Annotated in this window: 20 protein-coding genes and 1 pseudogene; 15 read left to right on the forward strand and 6 right to left on the reverse strand. The window is 69.3% G+C overall.

The genetic code is table 11. From position 1 onward, the window contains the following. The first annotated feature begins 305 nt into the window (after positions 1-305). The 3 genes from ACFVKT_RS04800 to pgm all read left to right on the forward strand — a co-directional run bounded on the left by ACFVKT_RS04800 (position 306) and on the right by pgm (position 4,230). On the forward strand, positions 306-1,136 hold the full coding sequence (locus ACFVKT_RS04800) for a PP2C family protein-serine/threonine phosphatase (RefSeq protein ID WP_385727521.1): 831 nt from the start codon (positions 306-308) through the stop codon (positions 1,134-1,136). A gap of 271 nt (positions 1,137-1,407) precedes the next feature. Then, positions 1,408-2,421: an MASE1 domain-containing protein gene (locus ACFVKT_RS04805; RefSeq protein WP_385727523.1), complete on the forward strand. Its 1,014-nt coding sequence runs from the start codon at positions 1,408-1,410 to the stop codon at positions 2,419-2,421. Positions 2,422-2,589: 168 nt separating this feature from the next. Continuing rightward, positions 2,590-4,230 (forward strand): phosphoglucomutase (alpha-D-glucose-1,6-bisphosphate-dependent), encoded by a 1,641-nt coding sequence (gene pgm / locus ACFVKT_RS04810; protein WP_385727525.1) that lies wholly within the window; start codon positions 2,590-2,592, stop codon positions 4,228-4,230. 151 nt (positions 4,231-4,381) lie between these two features. On the opposite strand, the gene ACFVKT_RS04815 is transcribed toward pgm, so the two are convergent. Then, positions 4,382-5,572, reverse strand: coding sequence for an MFS transporter (locus ACFVKT_RS04815; RefSeq protein ID WP_385727527.1), 1,191 nt, complete (start codon positions 5,570-5,572; stop codon positions 4,382-4,384). A gap of 303 nt (positions 5,573-5,875) precedes the next feature. On the opposite strand from ACFVKT_RS04815, the gene ACFVKT_RS04820 reads away from it, so the two are divergent. The 3 genes from ACFVKT_RS04820 (at position 5,876) to ACFVKT_RS04830 (ending at position 8,628) form a co-directional block, all read left to right on the forward strand. Next, a complete protein-coding gene (locus ACFVKT_RS04820) occupies positions 5,876-6,883 on the forward strand; it encodes a hypothetical protein (protein ID WP_385727529.1) in 1,008 nt (335 codons plus the stop codon). A gap of 31 nt (positions 6,884-6,914) precedes the next feature. Further along, positions 6,915-7,556, forward strand: a complete 642-nt coding sequence (locus tag ACFVKT_RS04825; RefSeq protein ID WP_385727531.1) for a hypothetical protein — start codon at positions 6,915-6,917, stop codon at positions 7,554-7,556. Positions 7,557-7,803: 247 nt separating this feature from the next. After that, positions 7,804-8,628, forward strand: coding sequence for an SDR family oxidoreductase (locus ACFVKT_RS04830; protein WP_385727533.1), 825 nt, complete (start codon positions 7,804-7,806; stop codon positions 8,626-8,628). Between the two features lie 180 nt (positions 8,629-8,808). Here ACFVKT_RS04830 and ACFVKT_RS04835 read toward each other — a convergent pair whose 3' ends face one another. After that, on the reverse strand, positions 8,809-9,450 hold the full coding sequence (locus tag ACFVKT_RS04835; RefSeq protein WP_385727535.1) for a LuxR C-terminal-related transcriptional regulator: 642 nt from the start codon (positions 9,448-9,450) through the stop codon (positions 8,809-8,811). A gap of 100 nt (positions 9,451-9,550) precedes the next feature. Here ACFVKT_RS04835 and ACFVKT_RS04840 point away from each other — a divergent pair, with 100 nt between their 5' ends. Beyond that, positions 9,551-10,243 (forward strand): alpha/beta fold hydrolase, encoded by a 693-nt coding sequence (locus ACFVKT_RS04840; RefSeq protein WP_385727537.1) that lies wholly within the window; start codon positions 9,551-9,553, stop codon positions 10,241-10,243. 250 nt (positions 10,244-10,493) lie between these two features. On the opposite strand, the gene ACFVKT_RS04845 is transcribed toward ACFVKT_RS04840, so the two are convergent. Both ACFVKT_RS04845 and ACFVKT_RS04850 read right to left on the reverse strand, forming a co-directional pair. Beyond that, positions 10,494-10,610 (reverse strand): hypothetical protein, encoded by a 117-nt coding sequence (locus ACFVKT_RS04845; RefSeq protein WP_385728151.1) that lies wholly within the window; start codon positions 10,608-10,610, stop codon positions 10,494-10,496. Continuing rightward, a complete protein-coding gene (locus ACFVKT_RS04850; protein ID WP_385728197.1) occupies positions 10,556-11,059 on the reverse strand; it encodes a hypothetical protein in 504 nt (167 codons plus the stop codon). Before ACFVKT_RS04850 ends, ACFVKT_RS04845 begins: the two co-directional genes overlap by 55 nt. Positions 11,060-11,551: 492 nt before the next feature. On the opposite strand from ACFVKT_RS04850, the pseudogene ACFVKT_RS04855 reads away from it, so the two are divergent. The 3 genes and pseudogenes from ACFVKT_RS04855 to ACFVKT_RS04865 form a co-directional block, all read left to right on the forward strand. Beyond that, a pseudogene (locus tag ACFVKT_RS04855) lies at positions 11,552-11,740 on the forward strand (alpha/beta hydrolase); the annotation flags it as partial. Between the two features lie 92 nt (positions 11,741-11,832). After that, the gene (locus tag ACFVKT_RS04860) at positions 11,833-12,243 is read left to right on the forward strand and encodes an alpha/beta fold hydrolase (protein ID WP_385728153.1); all 411 of its coding nucleotides are present in this window, start codon (positions 11,833-11,835) and stop codon (positions 12,241-12,243) included. A gap of 846 nt (positions 12,244-13,089) precedes the next feature. Continuing rightward, positions 13,090-13,602, forward strand: a complete 513-nt coding sequence (locus ACFVKT_RS04865; RefSeq protein ID WP_385728155.1) for a winged helix-turn-helix domain-containing protein — start codon at positions 13,090-13,092, stop codon at positions 13,600-13,602. 186 nt (positions 13,603-13,788) lie between these two features. On the opposite strand, the gene ACFVKT_RS04870 is transcribed toward ACFVKT_RS04865, so the two are convergent. Together ACFVKT_RS04870 and ACFVKT_RS04875 are read right to left on the reverse strand one after the other, a co-directional pair. Then, a complete protein-coding gene (locus ACFVKT_RS04870) occupies positions 13,789-15,399 on the reverse strand; it encodes an MFS transporter (RefSeq protein WP_385727539.1) in 1,611 nt (536 codons plus the stop codon). Positions 15,400-15,555: 156 nt separating this feature from the next. Next, positions 15,556-15,954 (reverse strand): BlaI/MecI/CopY family transcriptional regulator, encoded by a 399-nt coding sequence (locus ACFVKT_RS04875; protein WP_385727541.1) that lies wholly within the window; start codon positions 15,952-15,954, stop codon positions 15,556-15,558. A gap of 339 nt (positions 15,955-16,293) precedes the next feature. Between ACFVKT_RS04875 and ACFVKT_RS04880 the strand changes: the two genes are divergently transcribed. From ACFVKT_RS04880 to ACFVKT_RS04900, 5 genes are all read left to right on the forward strand, one after another. Further along, complete coding sequence (locus ACFVKT_RS04880; RefSeq protein ID WP_385727543.1) at positions 16,294-16,686, forward strand: SCP2 sterol-binding domain-containing protein; 393 nt, start codon at positions 16,294-16,296, stop codon at positions 16,684-16,686. A gap of 71 nt (positions 16,687-16,757) precedes the next feature. Continuing rightward, the gene (locus ACFVKT_RS04885) at positions 16,758-17,969 is read left to right on the forward strand and encodes an acyl-CoA dehydrogenase family protein (RefSeq protein WP_365433128.1); all 1,212 of its coding nucleotides are present in this window, start codon (positions 16,758-16,760) and stop codon (positions 17,967-17,969) included. After that, complete coding sequence (locus ACFVKT_RS04890) at positions 17,966-18,880, forward strand: hypothetical protein (RefSeq protein WP_385727545.1); 915 nt, start codon at positions 17,966-17,968, stop codon at positions 18,878-18,880. Before ACFVKT_RS04885 ends, ACFVKT_RS04890 begins: the two co-directional genes overlap by 4 nt. Continuing rightward, on the forward strand, positions 18,881-19,822 hold the full coding sequence (locus tag ACFVKT_RS04895) for a HesA/MoeB/ThiF family protein (RefSeq protein ID WP_385727547.1): 942 nt from the start codon (positions 18,881-18,883) through the stop codon (positions 19,820-19,822). Positions 19,823-19,826: 4 nt separating this feature from the next. Beyond that, positions 19,827-21,239 (forward strand): amidase, encoded by a 1,413-nt coding sequence (locus tag ACFVKT_RS04900; protein WP_385727549.1) that lies wholly within the window; start codon positions 19,827-19,829, stop codon positions 21,237-21,239. The last annotated feature ends 275 nt before the right edge of the window (positions 21,240-21,514 follow it).

Here is a 21,514-nt window from a genome sequence, read left to right on the forward strand (position 1 = left end):
TTTTAATACCCCCCCCCCCCCCCGGGCCCGGTCTGGGGGCCCCCCCCCGGGCGCGGCCCGCATGCGGGGGCCCCACCCCCCGGGCGCACGGCCCCCCCGCCAAAACGGGTGGGGGGCCGGCCCGCGCCCGCCCCCACCACCGTTTTCCCCGGGAGGCACGTCCGCCGGGAGCGTCTCGCCCCCTCTGCCGGGCATCGCCGGCCTGGACGCACCGATACCGGACCAGGTCGGCTGTGTCGTTATCATCCGATAGTGGGGTAATGTTCCCTTTGCCTTTATGGTGCGGTTTTCTCCCGGGGTGGTCGATGTCCCGCAAGCGTCCGACGGACGACGGCGACGAGCTGCTGGCCCGGCTCGGGTCGCTGACGGCGCAGGCGCGTGAGCGTGCGGAGTTCCAGCGCTCACAGGTCGAGCTGGCCATCGCGCTGCAACGCGGCATGCTCCCCGGAGACATGCCGAGCGCCCCCGGATTCGATGTGGCCGTCCAGTACGCACCGGCCTGCTACGGCCTCAACGTGGGCGGCGACTGGTACGACGCCTTCGAGCTGCCTGACGGACGCATCGGGCTCTCCATCGGTGATGTCCAGGGACACAACATCGAGGCGGCCGCGTTCATGGGCCAGGTCCGGGTCGGGCTGCGGGCGCTCGCCTCCGTCACGAGCGAGCCGGGAGAACTCCTCGCCCGGACGAACGACCTCCTCCTCTCCATCGGCACCGACCTCTTCGCCACCTGCACCTTCATGCGGCTCGACCCGTCCACCGGAGTGCTGGAGAGCGCACGGGCAGGGCACATACCGTGCGTCTGGGCGACGGCGGACGGAAAGTCCGGCATTACCGAGGACGAAGGCGGTCCTCCGCTGGGCGTGGAGGTGGGCACGGAGTACCCGGTGACCCGGTACCGGCTCACCACCGGCGGACTGTTCGTGCTGTTGACCGACGGTGTGGTCGAGGGTCCTTCGATGAGCGTCGACGAGGGGCTCGATCAGGTGGTGCGGCTCGCGGGCATCGCCGCCGTGGCGGGTCTGTCGGCCGGTTCACTCGCCGCCGGAGTGATCAAGGGCGCCGAGCGCGTGGGACACGAGGACGACGCGGCCGTACTGGTGGTCGGCCACGAGCCGTCCGGCCTTCGGCCGTAGGACGCCGTAGGCGGTGGACGCTTCAGGGCGGAGGGCGCCGCAGGACGGAGGGCCCGGTAGGGCGGAGGGCGCCGTAGGACGGAGGGCCCGGTAGGACGGAGGGCGCCGCAGGACGGAGGGCGCCGTAGGACGGAGGGCCCGGTAGGACGGAGGACGCCGTAGGGCCGACGGCGACGCGGGAGGGGGGGGACGCCCGGAGGACCGACGGCGCCGCAGGCCGGAGGGGTGCCTCGCCTCGCCGACGCGGCGGCGGGGGTGTCTGATTGCTGCTGTGGTGGGTACACGCGAGCTGCGCCGACCGGTCGTCGTCGCCGTCCAGACGCTGGCCGTGGCCGCGTGCTACTTCGCGGCAGGGCGCCTGGGACTGATGCGGCGGCTCACCGTCGAAGGCGCGGTCTTCACGCCCATCTGGCCGCCCACGGGCGTGGCGGTGGCGGGCCTGTTGATCTTCGGGATCCGTTGCTGGCTCGGGATCGCGATCGGCGCCCTCCTCGTCGTCATCACCCTCGGCTCGCTCCAGCCCCCCGCGCCTGCGATCGGCATCATCGCGGCCAACACCGCGGCTCCGGTCTGCGCCTATCTCACGCTGCGCGGACTGGGCTTCCGGACCGACCTCAGCCGTCTGCGCGACGGCCTTGCCCTGGTGTTCCTGGGGGCCCTCGGCAGCATGCTGATCAGCGCCACCGTCGACGTCGGCGTGCTGGTCCTCGCGGACAAGATCGCCGCACACAACTTCTGGTCCGTGTGGCTGGCGTGGTGGGTGGGCGACGCGATGGGTGTCCTGATCGTCACCCCGGTCCTTCTCATGCTGTACCGGATACGCCTGCCGTTGCGCGCGCCGCGGTGGAAAGAGGCCGTGATACTGGGGCTCGTCGTCTGTGTCGTCGTGCCGTTCGCCGCGTACAGCCCGATCAGTCTGCTGTTCCTCGTCTATCCGCTGCTGGTCTGGGCGGCGCTGCGTTTCCCGCAGGGAGGCAGTGTGCTCTGTGCCCTCTTCGCCTCCGTGACGGCCACCGTCGCGGCCACGGAACGGGTCGGTCCGTTCGGGCGGCTGAGTGATACCGCGCTGATGTTCAAACTCCAGGCCTTCAACGGATCCATGGCCCTGACCGCACTGCTCCTCTCGGCCGTGATCACTGAGCAGCGCAACACAAGGCGCTCCGTGGAACTGGCCTGTCAGGATCTGGTGGAGGTGCTGGAGAACCTCACTGCCGGGAATGCCCCACCCATGCCGCCGCCACCGGACGGCGAGGGCAGAGGGCGACACAACGGAGCGCGTGAGTGATGAGCCGCCCGTCGCCTCGAGCGGCCCCCTCGGCCGACGGATGTGCTGCCCCGAGGACACCGGCAGGCGAGGCTTTCGGCCACCGTCGCACCACGGTGCGACCGGGGAGTTCCGATGAGGAAAGATGAGACCGCAAACGAAGAACAACCGATGTGGAGGTGCGCGCCCATGCCGCACGAGCGAGCGGGCCAACAGGCAGGCCCCGAGGACCTCGTCGACGTAGCCCGGTTGGTCACGGCGTACTACTCGCTGCACCCCGACCCGGCGGAACCCGGCCAGCGCGTCGCCTTCGGTACGTCCGGACATCGCGGGTCGTCACTGGCGACCGCCTTCAACGAGGACCACATCGCCGCGACGAGCCAGGCGATCTGCGAGTACCGCGACGCCCAGGGCATCGACGGTCCGCTCTTCCTGGGCGCCGACACCCATGGCCTGTCGGAGCCCGCCAAGGTCACCGCCCTGGAGGTGTTCGCGGCCAACGATGTGTCGGTGCTCCTCGACAGCGCGGACGGCTACACGCCCACACCGGCCGTCTCGCACGCCATCCTCGCCCACAACCGGGGCCGGTCCGCCGGCTTCGCGGACGGGGTCGTGGTCACCCCCTCCCACAATCCGCCCGCCGACGGTGGCTTCAAGTACAACCCGCCGAACGGCGGCCCGGCGGGCTCCGAGGCGACCGGCTGGATCCAGGACCGGGCCAACGAACTCATCGCGGGCGGCCTCAAGGACGTACGCCGCATCACCTACGCCAGGGCGCTGACCGCTCCCGGCACCGGCCGCTACGACTTCCTCGGCGCCTACGTGGCCGACCTGCCGCAGGTGCTGGACCTGGACGCGATCCGGGCGGCCGGTGTGCGCATCGGCGCGGACCCCCTGGGCGGGGCATCGGTCGCCTACTGGGGACGCATCGCCGAACAGCACGCGCTCGACCTCACCGTGGTCAACCCGCTTGCCGACCCCACCTGGCGGTTCATGACGCTGGACTGGGACGGCAAGATCCGTATGGACTGTTCCTCGCCCTATGCCATGGCCTCGCTGATCGAGCAGCGCGACCGCTTCCAGATCGCCACGGGCAACGACGCCGACGCCGACCGCCACGGGATCGTCACCCCGGACGCCGGACTCATGAACCCCAACCACTACCTCGCCGCCGCCATCTTCTACCTGTACTCCCACCGGGAGCAGTGGCCCGCGGACACGGGGATCGGCAAGACGCTGGTGTCGTCGGGGATGATCGACCGGGTCGCCGCGGACCTGGGCCGTCGACTGGTCGAGGTGCCGGTGGGATTCAAGTGGTTCGTGGACGGGCTGTCCGACGGCTCACTCGGTTTCGGCGGGGAGGAGTCGGCCGGTGCTTCCTTCCTGCGCCACGACGGCTCGGTGTGGACCACCGACAAGGACGGCATCATCCTGGCTCTGCTCGCCTCGGAGATCACGGCCGTGACCGGGAAGACGCCGTCGGAGCACTATGCCGCGCTGACCGCACGTTTCGGCGAGCCCGCGTACGAGCGCATCGACGCCCCGGCGACCCGTGAGGAGAAGGCCCTCCTCGCCAAGCTCTCGCCCGCGCAGGTCAGCACGGACACCTTGGCGGGAGAAGACGTCACCGCGGTACTCACCGAGGCTCCGGGCAATGGCGCGTCCATCGGCGGCATCAAGGTGACCACCGCCAGCGCCTGGTTCGCGGCCCGTCCCTCGGGCACCGAGGACGTCTACAAGATCTACGCCGAGTCCTTCCTCGGCAGCGACCATCTTCGTCAGGTCCAGGAGGAGGCGAAGACCGTGGTCTCGGCGGCGTTGGGCGGCTGACGACGAGGGCGTGGCCCCGGACGGGGTCGGCAGGGGTCGGTGTACGGCGGGGCGGATGCGCTGCCGTACAGCACGCCACGCATCCGGGTGGCGGCCGAATCCATCGACAGGTGTGCGTGCGGGCGCGGCAAAGGGGCGTGCCCGCACGCGTTCACGCGTTCACTCGCACCGGTCGCCGCAGCAGATAGGCGGCGGCGCCCGTGACGAGGACGGCCATGCACGCGATGAACACCAGCCCCGCACCCTCCAGGCCCATCGGGCCCGTCAGCACCCCCACGCCGATCACCGGCAGAGAGATGCCGGCGTACGCCACCACGAACAGCATCGAGATCACTGCCGCGCGCCGGTCCGGGGGAGAGGCCTCGGCCACCGCGGACAGCGCTCCGCGGAACGCCAGCCCCTGGCCGACCCCGGCGACGAGCGCGCTCGCCACCACCAGTGACAGCAGGTCCCACCGCAGCGCACCCGCGAGCAGCGCAAGGGCGAGGAAGAGCGTGGCGCAGCCCAGCGGCAGCGACCGGCCGACCCCGACCCGGCCGACCAGCAGCTGCCCGACGATCGAGGCGAAGAAGGCCAGCGCGACGACAAGCCCGCTGACGGCGTGGTTGTCCACGTTCAGGGATTCCTCGAGGAAGGCCGGGCTGACCGCGGTGAACACCCCGAACAGCGCGAACCCCACGAAGGAGGCGATCGCCGCGGGCCCGAACACCGCCCGCACCTGAGGGGGCACGCCCGGCCGCTGCGGCCGTACGGTGCTCAGCGGCCGTCGCTCCCGTACGGTCTCGGGCAGGCTCAGCAGGACGAGGGCCGAGCCGGCCACCAGCACGAGGTGCACGGCGAACGGCAGGTACAGCGGCCAGTCGGCGTACTGGGCGAGCACTCCGGCGAGCAGCGGACCGCAGCCGAGGCCGCCCATGTTGACGGCTGTCGCCACGAACGTGGCCCGGGCGGCGCCGCCGGGTGGTGCCAGTTCCAGCACGTATACCGTGGCGGCCCCGGTGAACAGCCCGGCGGACAGTCCCGACATCAGCCGGCCCACATACAGCCAGGTCAGCCCGTCGGCGGACAGGAAGCAGACCGCGCTCAAGGTGGCGAATCCCAGGCCCGCCAGCAGTACGGGCCGCCTGCCCACGGCGTCCGAGGCGTTGCCGGCCAGCAGCAGTACGCCGATGACCCCGAAGGCGTACACGGCGTACACGACGGTCACCATCAGCTCGGAGAAGTCGAACTTCTCCTGGTAGAGGCTGTAGAGCGGGGTCGGCAGCGTGGTGCCGGCCATGCAGACGGCGAACACCGCCCCGCCGAGGAGACACTGGCGCCACCCTGGGCGATTTCCGTCCATACCGCCGACAATAATCCTGGGCGTCGTAGCCTGCGCGCTGCCGTGAGGGAGGGTCGAAGGTGGCGGCGGGCGTCCGGAGTGGGTGCCGGCGGGCGTGGAATGACGTACCTGAGCGGGTTCGTCAAGCGTCGAATTAAAGAAACGCTTGCGTTTCGCTCCAGGTCACCGTAGTTTATGTGTACGAAACCGTTTCGTATTGATGGGAGCTCGGGGCGTGTGCAGCCGCAGCAATAGCAAGCCCGACGTACCGCCTGAGGCGGGGTTCGCGGCCCTGGTTGTCACCGTCGTGGCGCGGACCGCGCGATGACGACCTCTCCGGTGTTCCTGGCTGTCGCCCTCTCCTTGGTCTCTGCGGTCTGCTACGCCACAGCAGCCGTGGTCCAGGAGAGGACCGCCGCCAGAACGCCGGACCTGCGCGGCGCCCTCATCCGCGGCTCGTGGTGGTGGTCGGTCGTTCTCAATGCCACCGGCGCCTTGCTGCACGTGGTCGCCCTGCGGTACGGGCCACTGACACTCGTGCAGCCGCTCGGCGCGCTGACCCTCGTGGCGGCAGTGCCCCTGGGCTCGCTGGCCGCCCGCCGACGGACCTCGGGAACGCAGTGGCGCGGCATGGCCCTCACCCTCGTCGGGCTGACCGCGCTGCTCACCGCCACCGCCTCGGGCAACGCGCCGGACAACACCCTGCACGCCACCGAGGTCCTGGTGGTCGCGCTCACCGCCGCCACCGTCGTCGCGGTGCTCGTCCGGCTCGCTTCGGGCCGATTCGGCCTCGGCGGCCTCGCCTTCGCGGCGGCTTCCGGTATCGCCTCGGGGGTCGGCTCCACACTGGCTCAGAAGCTCGCCGTCGGGCCGGCGCTGTCCTGGAGCGTGGCGGCGGTGACGGTCCTCACCGCCGCGTTCGCCGCGGCCGGGCTTCTGCTCTCCCAGAAGGCCTACCGCAGCGGCCTCGGCGGCCCGCTCGCCCTGCTCACCCTGGTCAACCCCGTCACCGCGTCCCTCATCGGCATCACCCTGCTCGGCGAAGGCTTCCAGTACGGGACGACCGGCACCGTGCTCGCCCTCGTCGGCGCCGCGGCGGCCGGCCGCGGTGTGGTCCTGCTCAGCAGGCCCCAGCCTCAGCACGACCATGACCACGACGACCACCCTGACCGCTTCGACGACGGCGACGGCCGACCGCGCCTGCGACGCCGGACGAGGCCGGTTGCCGCACCGGGCCTGCGACCCTCCCGGCTGTTCCGCACCGCGTTTGCGTCCACCGGCCGGGTACACCCGGCCGCGGGCGGCCTCACCGGAGCGAGTCGGGCCAGCTGAAGCCGGGCCATCTGAAATGGAGAACACGAACATGACGACTCTTCAACTGCGCCCTCGGACGTCCGTGCGTGCGGCGGGACTGGTGGACGTACCCGCCGTGGTGCGCCTGATCGCTCCGGCCCCGCCCTCGGCCTCGCCTTCAGCCCCGGCTCCGGGCGGCTCCGCACTGGACTGGGAGCAGGCGCAGAGCGCCATGCGGCTGGTGCTGGCCCACCATGCCCTCGAAGAGGGCCAGGTGTGGGTGGCCGAGCAGGAGGACGGGGCGCTCCTCGCGGCCGCCGTCTGGCTGCCGCCCGGCGTCGATTCCGAGCCCCCCGAGACGTACTTCAGCGGCCTTCTCGCCCGTGAACTCGCCATCAGCCCACAGCACCGTCCGGTCATGCCGGCGTTGCTGAAGGAGGCGGGACCCGACGGGCCGCACTGGAAGGTGGTCATCGCGGGCGCGCTGGACGACACGAGTGCCTGGGACCACACCGTCGCCGCCGACCTGCTGGCCCCGGGGCTGCACTCCGTCGACGATCAGTCCGCGACCGCCGTCGCGATCACGGTCTCCGCCCGTCACGCGGACCAGTTGCGGCCCCTCGGGTTCCGCCGGCCGCGCGAAGTCGACCTCATGCCGGGCGCGAGTGTATGGCTGACGACTCGTCAGCCGAAAATTCGGTCGGAGGCCTGACGGGCGGGTACCTGTTGCCGGCAATCGCACAGGATCCGGGCTCCTGCCGGTGAAGAACTTTCCCAGACCCCTCCAGACCCCTCCAGAACCCTCCAGACCCCCCAGGGCCGCCGCGTCGCCGTGAACGGCACCCGGGCGCCGGGGGAGTACTGAAGTTGACTTCGAGCGCACTCCAGGGTGTTCGCTGGTGAAGTACGGCCGCGCCGTCGTGACGGAGCGGGCGATGACTTTCATGAGGGAGTACGCCATGACACAGAAGGTCTGGCTCATCACCGGAGCCTCGCGCGGCTTCGGTCGGGAGTGGGCGATCGCGGCGCTGGACCGCGGTGACTCCGTCGCCGCGACGGCACGCGATCTGTCCACGTTGGACGATCTTGGCGCGACCTACGGAGAGCGGCTCCTGCCCCTGCAACTCGATGTCACGGACCGCGACGCGGGCTTTGCCGCCGTGCGGCAGGCGCACGAGCGCTTCGGGCGTCTGGACGTGGTGGTCAACAACGCGGGCTACGGCCACTTCGGCATGGTCGAGGAGATCACCGAGGCGGAGGCCCGCGCGCAGCTGGAGACCAACCTGTTCGGCGCGCTGTGGATCACCCAGGCGGCACTGCCGTTCCTGCGTGAGCAGGGCAGCGGTCACATTCTGCAGGTCTCCTCCATCGGCGGGATCAGCGCGTTCCCGCTGGTCGGCATCTACCACGCGTCGAAGTGGGCCCTTGAGGGGATCAGCCAGACGCTGGCCCAGGAGGTGGCGCCGTTCGGCATCAAGGTCACGCTGATCGAGCCCGGTGGCTTCTCCACCGACTGGGCGGGTTCGTCGTCGAGCAGGTCCGAGCAGTTGCCCGCGTACGCCGAGTACCACGCGCAGGTGCAGGAGGAGCGCCGTCAGCGCGTCGGCACACCGGGCGACCCGACCGCGTCCGCCGCGGCCGTCCTGGAGATCGTGGACGCCGCCGAGCCGCCGCTGCGGTGCTTCTTCGGCACGGCGCCACTGGGTATCGCCAGGGCGGACTACGAGCAGCGTCTGGCGACGTGGGAGAAGTGGCAGCCGGTGGCGGAGCTGGCCCAGGGCTGAGGCCTCTCGGCTTTCCCTGGGTCCACTGAGGCCGGCGGCGGGCGTGGCGCCTGCCGCCGGACCGGTCTCTGCTCTTCCCATGTCCTGGCGCTGGGCGGCTTCGGCCGGTCGGCGATCTCCGTTGGTGCGGGGAGGTGTCCCGGGCGGGTATTCCGGGGCCAGTGGGGTGCCCGTGCCCTACTACAAGAGCTGGTACAGGTGGGCGGAGACGGTTCGCGGGGAGAGGAAGAGCTGTTCGCCGATCTGTTTGTTGGTGAGGCCGGCGGCCGCGAGCATCGCGATCTCCCGCTGCTGGGGCGTCAGGGACGCGGGCGCGATGCCCCCGGCGGGTTTGGTGGACAGCCCCGTCGCACGCAGTTCGTTGCCGGTCCGGGACGACCAGGGGCGGGCACCGAGCCGTTTGATGGTGTCGAGCGCGTCCGTGAGAGGGGGGCGGGCTTCGGTGACGGATCTCGCCCGGCGAGGCGCTCGCCGTAGGCGAGTTGAACCCGGGCCCTTTCGAACGGCCAACGGTCGGTGCCGGGGACGGCGAGGGCCTTCTCGAACAGCTCGGGCGCCCGGCTGCCGGGGGGTCGCGATCGCTGACGATGCCTCCACGATCATGGCGAGGCGTGGCGAGATCGCAGCGATGCCCGCCCCGCGTACCGCGGCGACATGAGCCGCCGCCCCGGCGTGCCGGTCCGTGCGGACGGCTGCCTCGACGAGATCCATGACGAGGAACAGAGCGGTGGGGACGTGGGAGGCGAGCTCGCCCGCGGGGCTGACCGCTGACGCGTGCCGGTACGCGTCCTCGAACTGACCCCGGCCCAGCTCTTCCGGCACCGCGGCCGGACTTACGTCATTTGACAGAAGCGGCCGACGCCAAGACGTTCTAGCCTCAAATAGCCCGATGAAACGGTCATCGCAGATGAAGGTGAAGGTAATGGTCGCAAACTCGGCAATCCGAAACGTCGTGCTCGTTCACGGTGGGTTCGTCGACGGCTCCGGCTGGAAGGCGGTGTACGGCCGGCTCGTGAGCGAGGGCTACAACGTGAGTGTGGTCCAGAACCCCACGCTGAGCCTGGCAGGGGACGTAGCCGCCACGCACCAGGTCATCGACGGGTTGGAAGGCCCGGTCGTGCTGGTCGGTCACTCGTACGGCGGAGTGGTCATCACGGAAGCCGGCCGCCACGACAGCGTCGAGGCCCTCGTCTACATCGCCGCCTTCGCCCCGGACAAGGGCGAGTCGGTGAACAGCCTGATCGCCGACCCGCCGCCGGGCGCCCCGGTGCCCCCGATCCTGCCTCCGAAGGACGGCTTCCTGTTCCTGGAGCGTGAGCGGTTCGCCGAGTCGTTCGCGGGTGATCTGCCCCTGGAGGAGGCCGCGTTCATGGCCGACTCGCAGGTTCCGTGGGGCGTGGACGCCCTCGGGGGTGCGGCTACGGAGCCTGCCTGGCGGACCAAGCCGAGCTGGTACCTCGTGGCCTCCGACGACCGCATGATCCCTCCGCCGGCGCAGCGGGCGATGTCCGAGCGCATCGGGGCGACGACCGTGGAGGTCCCCGGAAGCCACTCCGTGTATCTGTCCCAGCCCGACGCGGTCGCCGACCTGATCAAGCAGGCGTCCGGGGCGTAGCGGCAGGCCTGCGCCTGGTGGCCGACGCCGTCGGATACCGCAGGACGCATCCGGAGTCGTAGGTCCGCGTCCGGCAGTCGACGTCCTCGGCGCCGGGGCGCAGCGCCCCCGATCCTCCGTCTGCAGCGCGGCGGCTGTGGGTCCCAGGCGGATCTCCAGCCGCCGCGCTGACTGCCAACCCGCAAGCAGCCCCAGCAGTACGGAGGCGTCAGGAGGCGGAGATCCTGAAGTACTCGTACTCGCCCACCTGCTAGAACCCCATGCGTCGATACACAGGAGTACCCGACGGGCTGGCCTGGAGGGTGCCGACGCTCAGCCCGCGCTCTCTTCCCGCGTCGAGGGCCGCCGTGGTGAGGGCCGTTCCGATTCCCTGACGCCGGCAGTCCGGAGAGGTGGTCGCCACGTAGTTGCCGGCCACTCCGTGTGCTTCGCGTCGATACCTTCGACCGCTTCGATCTTCAGGTCTGCCGGTCCGTCGACGGGAGCGACCTTGTCGAGGGGGACGGTCATGACCGGCATGGCCCCAAGCCTGACCGCCCTGTGACCGGTGAGCCTGGCCGCGGTGTCCGGAGCGCTGTCCGGCCCCACCCACCACATCCAGGGGGCTCCGGCCAATCGGCCGACGGCGTGGCCGACCGCGTCGTCCGGCTGATCGCTGCTGCACAGCCGCAGAACGCCAGTGAGCTGGCCGTCGGCAAACCCACTGCGGTAGTAGGTCAGGTCACTGTCGACGCGTTCCGATGTTCCCCAACCCCGCCAGTAGTCCCTGCAGTTGGCAAGCTGCGGCTCAATGTCTGAACTCTTCTTCATGCCCACGTCCCAGATACTCTCGGGCCCCGCACGGCGCAGAGGATGTCGACAGGACTCCGACATCGGCTGGTGGCTCGGTGAGGGGTGTGTGGCGTACGTCACAGGCCGGCGAGTCGCACGGCAGGGCCTCAGAGCGACCTTGGGGCATTCTGTGCATTTCCTTGTGGAGGCATCGTCGAATGACGGCGGCCGAACCCTGGCTCGCCACTGCGGTGTTCGATTCTTTCTGGCCAAATTCTCTCGCCGGGACGGCGAGGCAGATCGCCATTCCCGTCGAATTCGTACTCCAGCGGGACGACGAACACATCCCAGTCCAATCCGGCCCGGCGGCCTGACCTGGTGGGTATCCGCGCCGGGCCGCCGGACAGGGACCGATACCGCTGTCATATTCAGCCCGTGCCGCTACGTCATCTGACGGAAGCCCACCGGCAGCGCCGGAAATTACGATCGAAGTGACTCGAAGAACGGAGTCGCCGGTCTACTGGCGGAGACAGGAAAATGACAGCAGAGATCGCGGTACGGAATGTCGTGCTCGTTCATGGTGGATTCGTGGACGGTTGTGGGTGGCAGGCGGTTTATGACCGCCTTGTGAAGGCCGGCTACAGCGTCAGTGTTGTGCAAAACCCGACACAGTCGCTCGTCGGCGACGTCGGCGCAACTCTGCGGGTGGTCGCTGCTCAGGAGGGACCGGTCGCTCTCGTAGGACACTCCTATGGCGGCGTCGTGACACCGAAGCCGGCCAGGACGCTCAGGTTTCCACTCTCGTCTACGTCGCAGCAATTGCCCCGGACAAAGGTGAGTCCGTCAACTCCCTCATCGCCGATCCTCCGCCCGGCGCGCCCGTCCCGCCGATCCTTCCGCCGCGGGACGGCTACCTCCTGCTGGACCGGGAGCAGTTCCCGGCGTCGTTCGCCGGGGATCTTCCGCTTGAGCAGGCGGAGTTCATGGCCGACTCGCAGGTTCCATGGGGCGTTGACGCCCTTTCCGGCGCTGTCACCAGCCCTGCCTGGCGCACGAAGCCCAGCTGGTATCTCGTCGCGGAGGACGACCGGATGATTCCCCCGCCGGCACAGCGAGCCATGGCCGAGCGCGCCGGCGCAACGGTCTCGGAGGTCCCGGGCAGCCACTCCGTGCACCTGTCGCAGCCCGACGCGGTTGCCGACATCATCAAGCGGGCCACGACCGCGTAGCCCCAGCCCTGTCCTGCCGGGATCCGGACCGTGCGGCGGTTCCTGCCACGCCATTACGACGGAGCCCCCCGGATTTCGTGCTGTCCCGGCCTGGCGGCGTCTCGCCGGCCCACCGGCCCACCGGCACGGTCCGGGGCAACACCCTCACACCGGACCGGATGGTCAGCCTCCCCGCCAGTCGCTGGAAACAGGCCAAACCACCCTATTTTTCAGTCCTTGTGCATTCGCCCTGGAACCTTTCGCCTTCGCCTAAAAATTGGCTGGCATTTACATGAGGCGGTTGCGGAGAGTGATAGCGTCGAGGCTAAATTGCCTGTGCAGCTCCTTGGAGGGGGGAGTGAATCGAGGGGTGAAAGAGTGCGGGCGCGGGTGCGTATTGACAGCCTGCCAATAGCTGAGACGTTTAAAGTGTGAGGGCGGGGGGCCCGCATGCAATCACTTTGGTCAATTTTCCGCAAAGAATGCCTGGTCGGTGTGTTGGGGTGGGTGTCGACTCTGCTCTTTGTGGTACGTGCGGGAGCCTGGTCCGATCGTACAGGGAATCGCCGCCGTGATTTGTTTGTCGCATTTTCCAGCATTCTCATTCTCCCTGTGCTGGGAATGCCCGATTTGAGACAACTCTATGCGGTTGTATTTGTAGCCGGCATGAATGCGGTTTCGTTTGGTGTCTGCAGTGGCGGGGTATTTCGTTCGGCTTCGACGACCTTGGGCGGGGACGCATCTGCCGTGTGCCCTTGGTCTCTCGGGGTTCGTCCCGCCAGTTCTGCAGGCGTCCGGATGGCCGGCGCCGCTTCGTCATGTGCCACAGCACGAGTAAGCACGAGAGGGAAAGCATCCGTGGAAGACATGAAGTCGCTGGACGTGAAGATCGTCCGCTGGCCTGCCGAGTCAGGAAAACTGGAGGGCTTCCGGATGCAGGGGCTGCCCTGCCTCATCGTGGTGGCCCGTGGTGCTCGGGTGCCGGAATTGGCGGGGGCGCACGAGGACTGGGTACGACAGCCCGTGGAGGCCGGGGAGTTAAAGGCCCGGATCGCGTCACTGCACTTCAAGGCCACCTCCCACAGTGCTTCACCCGTCGTGGACGAGGACGGGATACTCCGCTACGGCGGCGCGGTCCTGCCGCTCACGGTCTCCGAGGCGGAGGTGTTCCGCGGGCTCGTGCAGCGTCGCCCGGGCATGGCGAGCCGCGCCGAGTTGGCGGAGCGGCTCCTCTCGGCCAATCGGTCCGCCAGTCAGAACGCCCTCGACCTGCACATGATGAGACTCAGGCGGAAGGTCGTGTCCGTCGGGCTGGCCATAGAGACCGTCCGGGGGCGCGGTTTTCTGCTGAAGACCCAGGCCGGTGAGGGGCCGGGCTGATGAAGCCCCGGCTGTTGAGAGCCGGTTGCCGGTGATCCGTCCGGGGCGCTGAAGGTACAACGCCGGCTTCAGCAACCTGCCCCGGCCGGGTGCCTGAAGCCGGCCAGGGTGCGACGCGTCGGCATTCATTCGTACGCCGGCACCCGCACCCCTGGCCGACCCCGACCCGCCCCACGGCCGGACGGGCTACCGCGTCGCCTCGGCGGGGGAGTCCGCCGGAGTCCGCTGCTCGGCGGTGTCCGTGACCGTGGGCGGGGTGATCCGGCCGGGCAGCCACAGCACGGCCACCACCGCGGCCAGTGCCAGCGCCCCGGCGGCCACGGCGAAGCTCACGTGCATGGCCGAGAGAAACGCGTCCTGGGCCGAGGCCAGCAGGCCGGGAATCTGCTGCTGCGCCTCGGCCGACAGCCCACCGGCCTCCTGGAGATCGCGGACGGCGACCATGGTGCCGCCCAGGGACTCCGAGGCCGTCTCCCGTACGCCCTGCGGGAGTACGTCGACGGCGCTGCCCAACTCGCTCCGGTACCAGACAGACAGGATCGAGCCGAGGACGGCGACTCCGAGCGCGGCGCCGATCTGCCGCAGGGTGTTGTTGACGCCCGCTCCGATGGCGGCCTTGTCCGCCGAGACGACGGCCATCGTGGTCGTCGTGGTGGTGCCCATGACCAGGCCGAGGCCGAAGCCGGAGACGCCCAGCAGAATCTCGTACCACCACAGCGCCGTGTCGGCGTCGATGGTCGCCTGCCCCGTGAACGCCAGGGTGAGCAGCAGCAGTCCTGTGGTGACGACGGCCTTGGGGCCGAACCGCAAGGCCAACGGGTTGCTCAGGATGGCTGAGACGACGGCGCCCACGGCCACCGGGAGCAGGATGAGCCCCAGTTCGAGGGGTGTGTGACCGAGGATGGCCTGGACGTAGAAGACCATCAGGAAGGTTCCGCCGGTCAGGGCGAAGAAGGACAGGGAGAGACTCGCGGTGCCCGCGGCGAAGGACTTGTTCCGGAACAGCTTCACATCCAGGGCCGGTTGCACGGTGCGGCTCTCGAACAGGACCAGTACGACCAGCAGGATCACACCGGCGGCCATCGTGCCCAGCGCCTCGACGCCGGTCCAGTTGTTCGTCTCGCCGCCGCGGATCACCCCGTAGACCAGTGCGCCGATGCCCGTGATGGACAGCAGAACGCCGACGTAGTCGATGCGCGGTCTGGTCGCCGACCGGGACTCGGCGAGGACCAGGAGCAGGAGGACGGCGCACAGGGCGGCGATGGGGACGTTGATGAGGAAGACCGAGCCCCACCAGAAGTGTTCGAGGAGGAAGCCGCCCGCGATCGGGCCCAGGGCGATGGACAGTCCGCCCAGCGCCGACCAGATGCCGATGGCCTTGCCGCGCTCTTCAGGGGCGTAGATGCCATTGATCACCGCAAGGGTGGCGGGCGGCACGACCGAACCGGCCACGCCCATCACGCCGCGCCAGAGGATGAGTTCCTCGGGGGTGTCGGCGAAGCCGGCCAGTGCGGAGGCCACGGCGAAGACGACGAGGCCGATCACCAGGACGCGGCGGCGGCCGAAGGCGTCGGCGAGGATGCCGGAGGAGAACATCAGGGCCGCGTAGAACAAGATGTAGGAGTCCAGGGCCCATTGGAGCTCCGCGTTGGTCGCTCCGACGTCCTCCTGGATCGTCTGCAGGGCGACGTTCAGGATGGTGTTGTCCATCATCACCATCAGGAAACAGCAGCCGAGGGCCGTCATGATCAGTCCGCGACGGGGAGCGGCCGCGCCCGCGGATAAGGTCGTGCTCAATTCGCACCTCCTGTGAGAGGAGCGGGCACCCCGCACCAGGCGCCGCCCCGTGAATCTACTACGCGAGCATAGTAGTTCGCGGTGCGAGGGTGCGCTGCAATGGCGAAGGAGTCCTGAAAGAGACCGGATCGCTCGATGCCGTCCGAGAGCGTCGATTCAGTGGCCGGGGCCCTCGTGCAGCAGCTTCTCGAAGCGTTCGCGAAGGCCGGGTTCGCTGCGGATCTCGTCCAGGAAGTGGCCGACCGCGCTCACCCCGAAGTCGCGGATGACGTCACGGACGGCCATCGCCGCCTCGTCCGCGACGCAGGGCGAGTACGCGTAACTCCGGCCCGCCTTGGTGCGGCTGGCCGCGCCCTTCTCGGCGAGGCGGCTCAGTACGGTCATGGCGGTCGTGTACGCCAGCGGGGTCTCACGGCCGGCGTTGAGCGCGCCGAGGACCTCGCGGACCGTCATCGGTCCGGGGGCCTGCCACAGAACCTCCATGATCTGGTTCTCCAGCGGGCCGAAGACGAGGCATTCCTGGGAGGCGATGGCGGGCGAACGATCGACTGTCACGCTTTCAATCTACGACGCCCACGCCCCGAATGCCCAGTGGTGCCGGCGGCCGCCAGTCCGACCCCGCCATCTCCGGTCTGCGCGCGGGGTGTTGAGGCGCGGGGGAGGGGCGTTGAGTGTGGCGAACGGCACCCTCTCCGGACGCCGCGCCGAATCACCCCGTGTACATGCGCGTGATAGGGGGCGCTCGTTCTCTTTCAAATTTCCTTCCTCTTCCTTTTCGCGGTCTGTCGATACGTCCGTCCGTGCCGATCGGGATTCCTAGGATGCGCTTGAACGCCGAAACAGCGGTCCGTTGTCAGGAATCGCTGCTGGGTACCGTTGTTGGGAGAGGAATTCATGGCCGTTTTCGAGTCGACCCAAGTTGCTGAGCGAGTGTTCGGCACGCTCTTCGAAATCCTGCTGAAGGACGAGCAGTTCACTTCGCAGTTGCGCGCGAGCAACCTGACCATCCGGCTGACTCAGAGCGACCCGGAGTGCATCGTGCACGTGTCTGCGGACGCGCTGACAGTGGGGGCCGACGCGCCCGAAGAGGCAACGGTCAAGATCAAGATGTCCAGCGACACCGCGCACCAGCTCTGGCTCGGCAAGCTCATGATGCCGACCGCCATCGCCACCGGAAAGGTACGGATCCGCGGCAAGGTCGCCCGAGTGCTGGAACTCGTCCCCATCCTGCGGCCCGCATTCGACAGGTATCCGGAACTGGCCGCGCAGGAGGGGCTTCCCGCCTGAGAACCCCGAAGGACCGCACGACGCGGTCTTCGGTACTTCCCCTGGCATTCGGATCCGAGTTTCGGAGAGACATGACGAACAACGACGTGCTCGAGCTCAATTTCGACGTACTTCCCGGTGACGTGGAGAAACTCCGTCTCCAGGTACGGGAATTCGCCCGGGAGGTTGTCGCTCCCCGTGTGACCGCCCTCGACGGGGCGCCGGCCGACGACTTCGACTGGGACATGGTCGCCCAGGGGCACGCTCTCGGCCTCACCCGGGTCGCCGTGCCCAGGGACTACGGCGGCCTCGGCCTCGGCATGATCGGCGCCGCGGTCGCGCTGGAGGAGGTGGCCTCGGTCTGTGCCGGCACCGCCCTCATCTTCGGCGCCGCCATGCTCGGGCAGACCCCGGTGCTGCTCTCCGGCGACCCGCGGCTCCAGGCCCGTTTCCTGCCGATGTTCTCGGGTGACGCGCCGGTCCTCGCGTGCAACGCGGTCACCGAGGAGGAGGCGGGCTGCGACCTGATCATCCCGGCCAACGCGGTCCACGCCCGCGATGTGATGACCGCCCGCCGCGACGGCGACCACTACGTCCTGAACGGCAAGAAGCGCTTCATCACCAACGCCCAGGTCGCCGCGTTCGCCTCGGTGTTCGCCAACATGGAGGGCGCGCCGGGCGCCACCGGCCTCACCTCGTTCATGGTGCCGCTCGACCTGCCGGGAGTGGTCCGCGGGCCGGTCGCCGACAAGATGGGCTACCGGCTCTGCCTCGGCAGCGAACTGGAGTTCCACGACGTCCGGATCCCCGCCGAGAACATGATCGGCGAGGAGGGCGACGGCATGGCCATCAATATCGCCCAGAGCAACATGGCACGCGCCTCCGTCGCCGGGATCTCCGTCGGCGTGGCCCGAGGCGCCCTCGAGCAGGCCATCGAGTGGTGCGACACCCGGGTCCAGGGCGGACTCCCCCTGCGCGAGCACCAGTTCACCGCTTTCAAGCTCGCCGAGATGTCCGCGAAGGTCGACGCGGCCCGTCTGCTGTACATGAAGGCGGCACACAAGGTGGACAACGAACTCCCCGCCCCGCAGTACGAGCCGGCGGTGGCCAAGCTCTTCGCGGACCGCGTCGCCATCGACGTCGCCGACATGGCCATGTCGCTGACCGGCGCCCGTGGTTATGTGAAGTCGTTCGGCATGGAGAAGCGGCTGCGCGACGCCTACGGCGCCCGGATCTACGAGGGCACGCCCGAGGTCCTGGCCCTCGCCGTCACCGAGAGCCTGTATTCCGGAGAGTTGATATGACGGACCAGTTGCCGGCACGGGACCGGTACCTCGCGGACATCATCCGGCTCCACTCCACCCTGGACTTCCGGTCCCTGCCCGACCACGTCGTCGGCGACCCGCTCTACGTCGCGTACGACTCCAGGGACGAACTGATCACCCTCACCGTCGAGGACGACCAGCTCCCCCTGCGATACCTCAACGGGATCATGGGGTTCCGGCTCGTACAGTATCTGCGGCTCGGCTGGATATCACCCCAACTCGTCTACGAGCGCGCGGTCTTCCGGGAGACGGTCCGGCACCCGGAGGGCGTACAGAACGTGCACACCGTCAGCCTGTGCACCCGGACGGGCAGGATCCGCGGGTACATCAGTCTCGGCTGCTCCCAGGACCCGGTCTCCCGGCCGCTCGACGCCCCGGACCGCTGGCGGTTCTCCACCGAGGTGGCGCACGACATCGACCTGCTGACTCGCTTCGCGGCCGAGGGATTGAGCACACACCAGGTCTTCGAGATCAAGCGGTTCGTACGCGACCTCGACCTGCCGGCCGGCCCCGCCACCGAACGCGTGCCCTGGCATCTGCTGCTGGGCCTCGGCAGGGTCATCGCGGCGTCCGAGGGCCGTATGCGCGTCATGCTGGGCGACGCCAAGGAGAAGGTGGCGATTCGGCACTTCCGCCTCACCGGCTTCGACCTCCAGGTCGACCGGGGCACCTCGCCGTGGCTGCCCGAGACGGACATCATGGCGCCCATCTACGACCAGACGGTCAACGCCGTTCCCTTCGTGGCGCCCGTCCACGACGACCTCGGCGACTACATGGACCTCATCGAGGAGTACCTCGGCGGCGGCCCGGACGGGATGACCCTCGTGGGACTGGTCTCCGCCATGACCGCCCGCCGCACGGGCGCGTACCGCATGAAGGAGGCGTCGTAGATGGGCAGTTATCAGGCCGAGGAGTTGAAGGCGGAGGAGCTCCGAGCCGGCGAGCTCCACACCGGGGAGAAGGACTTCTACGGCGAACTGACCACCCGCAACAGGGGAGTTGTCAGCCCCGGCGAACAGGCCGTGCTGCGCGATGCGACGGTGCTCGTCGCCGGATGCGGCTCCATCGGAGGAGCAGCCGTCGAGCCGCTCGCCCGACTGGGGGTGCGCTCCTTCGTACTGGCCGACCCGGGCACGTACGAGGTGAACAATCTCAACCGGCAGAGCGCGGCGGCCACCGACGTCGACCGCAACAAGGCCACGGTCGCCGGCGAGCGGGTGGAGGCCATCAACCCGCACGCCCGCGTCAAGGTCTTCCCGGAAGGCGTCACCGAGGAGACGGCGGCGGCGCTGGTCGGTGACTGCGACGTCATCGTGGACGGCGTGGACGTGACGACCATGGACGGCTGGCGGGCCAAACACCTGCTCCACCGCCTCGCGTTGGAGCGGCGGCTGCCGCTGGTCACCGGATGGGACATCGCGGGCGCCCAGTACGTGCGCTGCTACGACTACCGGTACGTCAAGGAGCCGTTCGACGGCGCGATCGCCGAGGCCGATCTGGACCGGCTCACGTCCTGGCAACTGCTGCTGAAGGCCGTGCCGTTGCGCTATGTGCCGGTGGAGATGCTCGTCGAGGTCAAGGCGAATCTGGGGCGGCCCGACTACAGCTTCCCGCAGGTCACCTATGTCGCCATGATGTTCGGTGCCCTCACCTCCCACATGGTGGTCAAGCTGCTCTCCGGGGCGACCGTGCGCCCGGAGGTGTACGTCGACGTGCATCAGCAGGCCCGTTCGAACCGGCAGCGGGTGACCACCCGGCTGCGCCGGGTCGCCGCCCTCGCCGCCCTGGCCCCGGGCCTTGTCAAGCTGGCCCGCGGCGGAAAGGGGATCTGACGGGATGTCCGATCTTCATGAGATGACCGCGCTGGAACAGGCGGCCGTCATGGCCAAGGGCGACCTCTCCCCGGTCGAACTGACCGACCACTACCTCGGTCGCATCGAGGAGCGGGACGCGGAACTGGGCGCGTACCTCACCGTCACGGCCGAACTCGCCCGGGCCCAGGCGGAACAGGCCGAGCGGGCGGTCGTGACGGCTCGCCGGGACGGTACGCGGCTCAGCGTGCTGCATGGCGTGCCCGTACCGATCAAGGACCTCGTCCAGGTCGACGGGGTGCGGTGCACCTGGGGTTCGGCGGCCTTCGCGGACCACGTCAGCGATGTCGACGACCACGTCGCCACCCGGTTGCGGGAGGCCGGCACGGTCATGCTGGGCAAGACGAACACCGCCGAGTTCGGACTGCCCTGCTACACGGAGAACCGGCTCGGGCCGCCGACCCGCCATCCGCTGAGCCCCGGGCGCGCGCCCGGCGGTTCCAGCGGCGGTGCGGCGGCGGCCGTCGCGGCGGGCCTCGCCCCGCTCGCGCACGGCACCGACGCCGGCGGTTCCGTACGTATCCCCGCCTCCGTCTGCGGCCTGGTGGGACTGAAACCGAGCCGGGGCCGGATCAGCAACGGGCCCATGCGCCCCGACGTCACAGGACTGTCGGTGCACGGCGCGCTGGCCCGCACGGTGGCCGACGCGGCGGCGCTGGTCGACGTGATGTCGGGGCCGATGCCCGGCGATGTCTACACCGCGCCGGGGCACCCCGGTGGCGCGACTCTGGTGGAGCACGCCCGCCGTGACCCCCGGCCGCTGCGTGTCGTGGTGCTGCGGGACCCGATGGTGCCCGGCGCTGTCCTGCACCGCGACTGCGCGGACGCGCTCGACAACGCCGCCGCGGCCCTCGCCGCGCTGGGCCATGAGGTGGGGGAGCTGGAGATGCCGCCCGACGGGGGCATCGTCGAGGCGTTCACCCGTGTCTGGTCGGTGGAGGCGGCGTCGTACGAGGTGAGGCCGGAGCGGGAGCACGAGCTGATGCCCTTCACGGCCTATCTGAGGGAGGTCGCCGACGGGGTGTCCGCGCGGGAGTACCACGCGGCGCTGTCCACCTTCCGCGGGCTCGGGCAGATGCTCACCGACCTGCTCTTCGCCGCCTATGACGTCATTCTGTCCCCGGCGCTGGCCCAACCACCGGTGCGGATCGGGGAGTTGCGCAACGACGCGGATCCGGCGGCCGAGTTCGCCAGAATGACCGCGTTCATGCCGTACACCGGGGTCTACAACCTCACCGGCATGCCCTCGATCACCGTCCCGCTCACCCGGAACGCCGAGGGGCTGCCGATCGGAGTGCTGCTCGGCGCGCGGTACGCCGATGATGCGCTCCTGGTGTCCCTCGCGGCCCAGTTGCAGCAGTCCGAGAGGACGTACTGACACAGCCCGTACGGTCAGCGGCTGTTGTCGCCGGTATGGCAATGGTGCCGACAACATCGTCAACGTGCCGACGAGTCATAAGGATTCCTCACCCGGACCCGCCAGTGCTCCGCCTTCCGCCACAAGCCGTGCCGGAGCACTGGTAGCCGCCGCTCTGCAGATTGTCGACGACGGTGGGCTGGAAGCACTCACCACCAGGCGGTTGGCGGACAGGACCAAGCTGCAACTGCCCGCCAACTACCGTGTGTTCAGCAACAACTAGGCACTCCTCGACG

This window comes from Streptomyces sp. NPDC127595, assembly GCF_042671685.1.
Classification (GTDB): domain Bacteria; phylum Actinomycetota; class Actinomycetes; order Streptomycetales; family Streptomycetaceae; genus Streptomyces.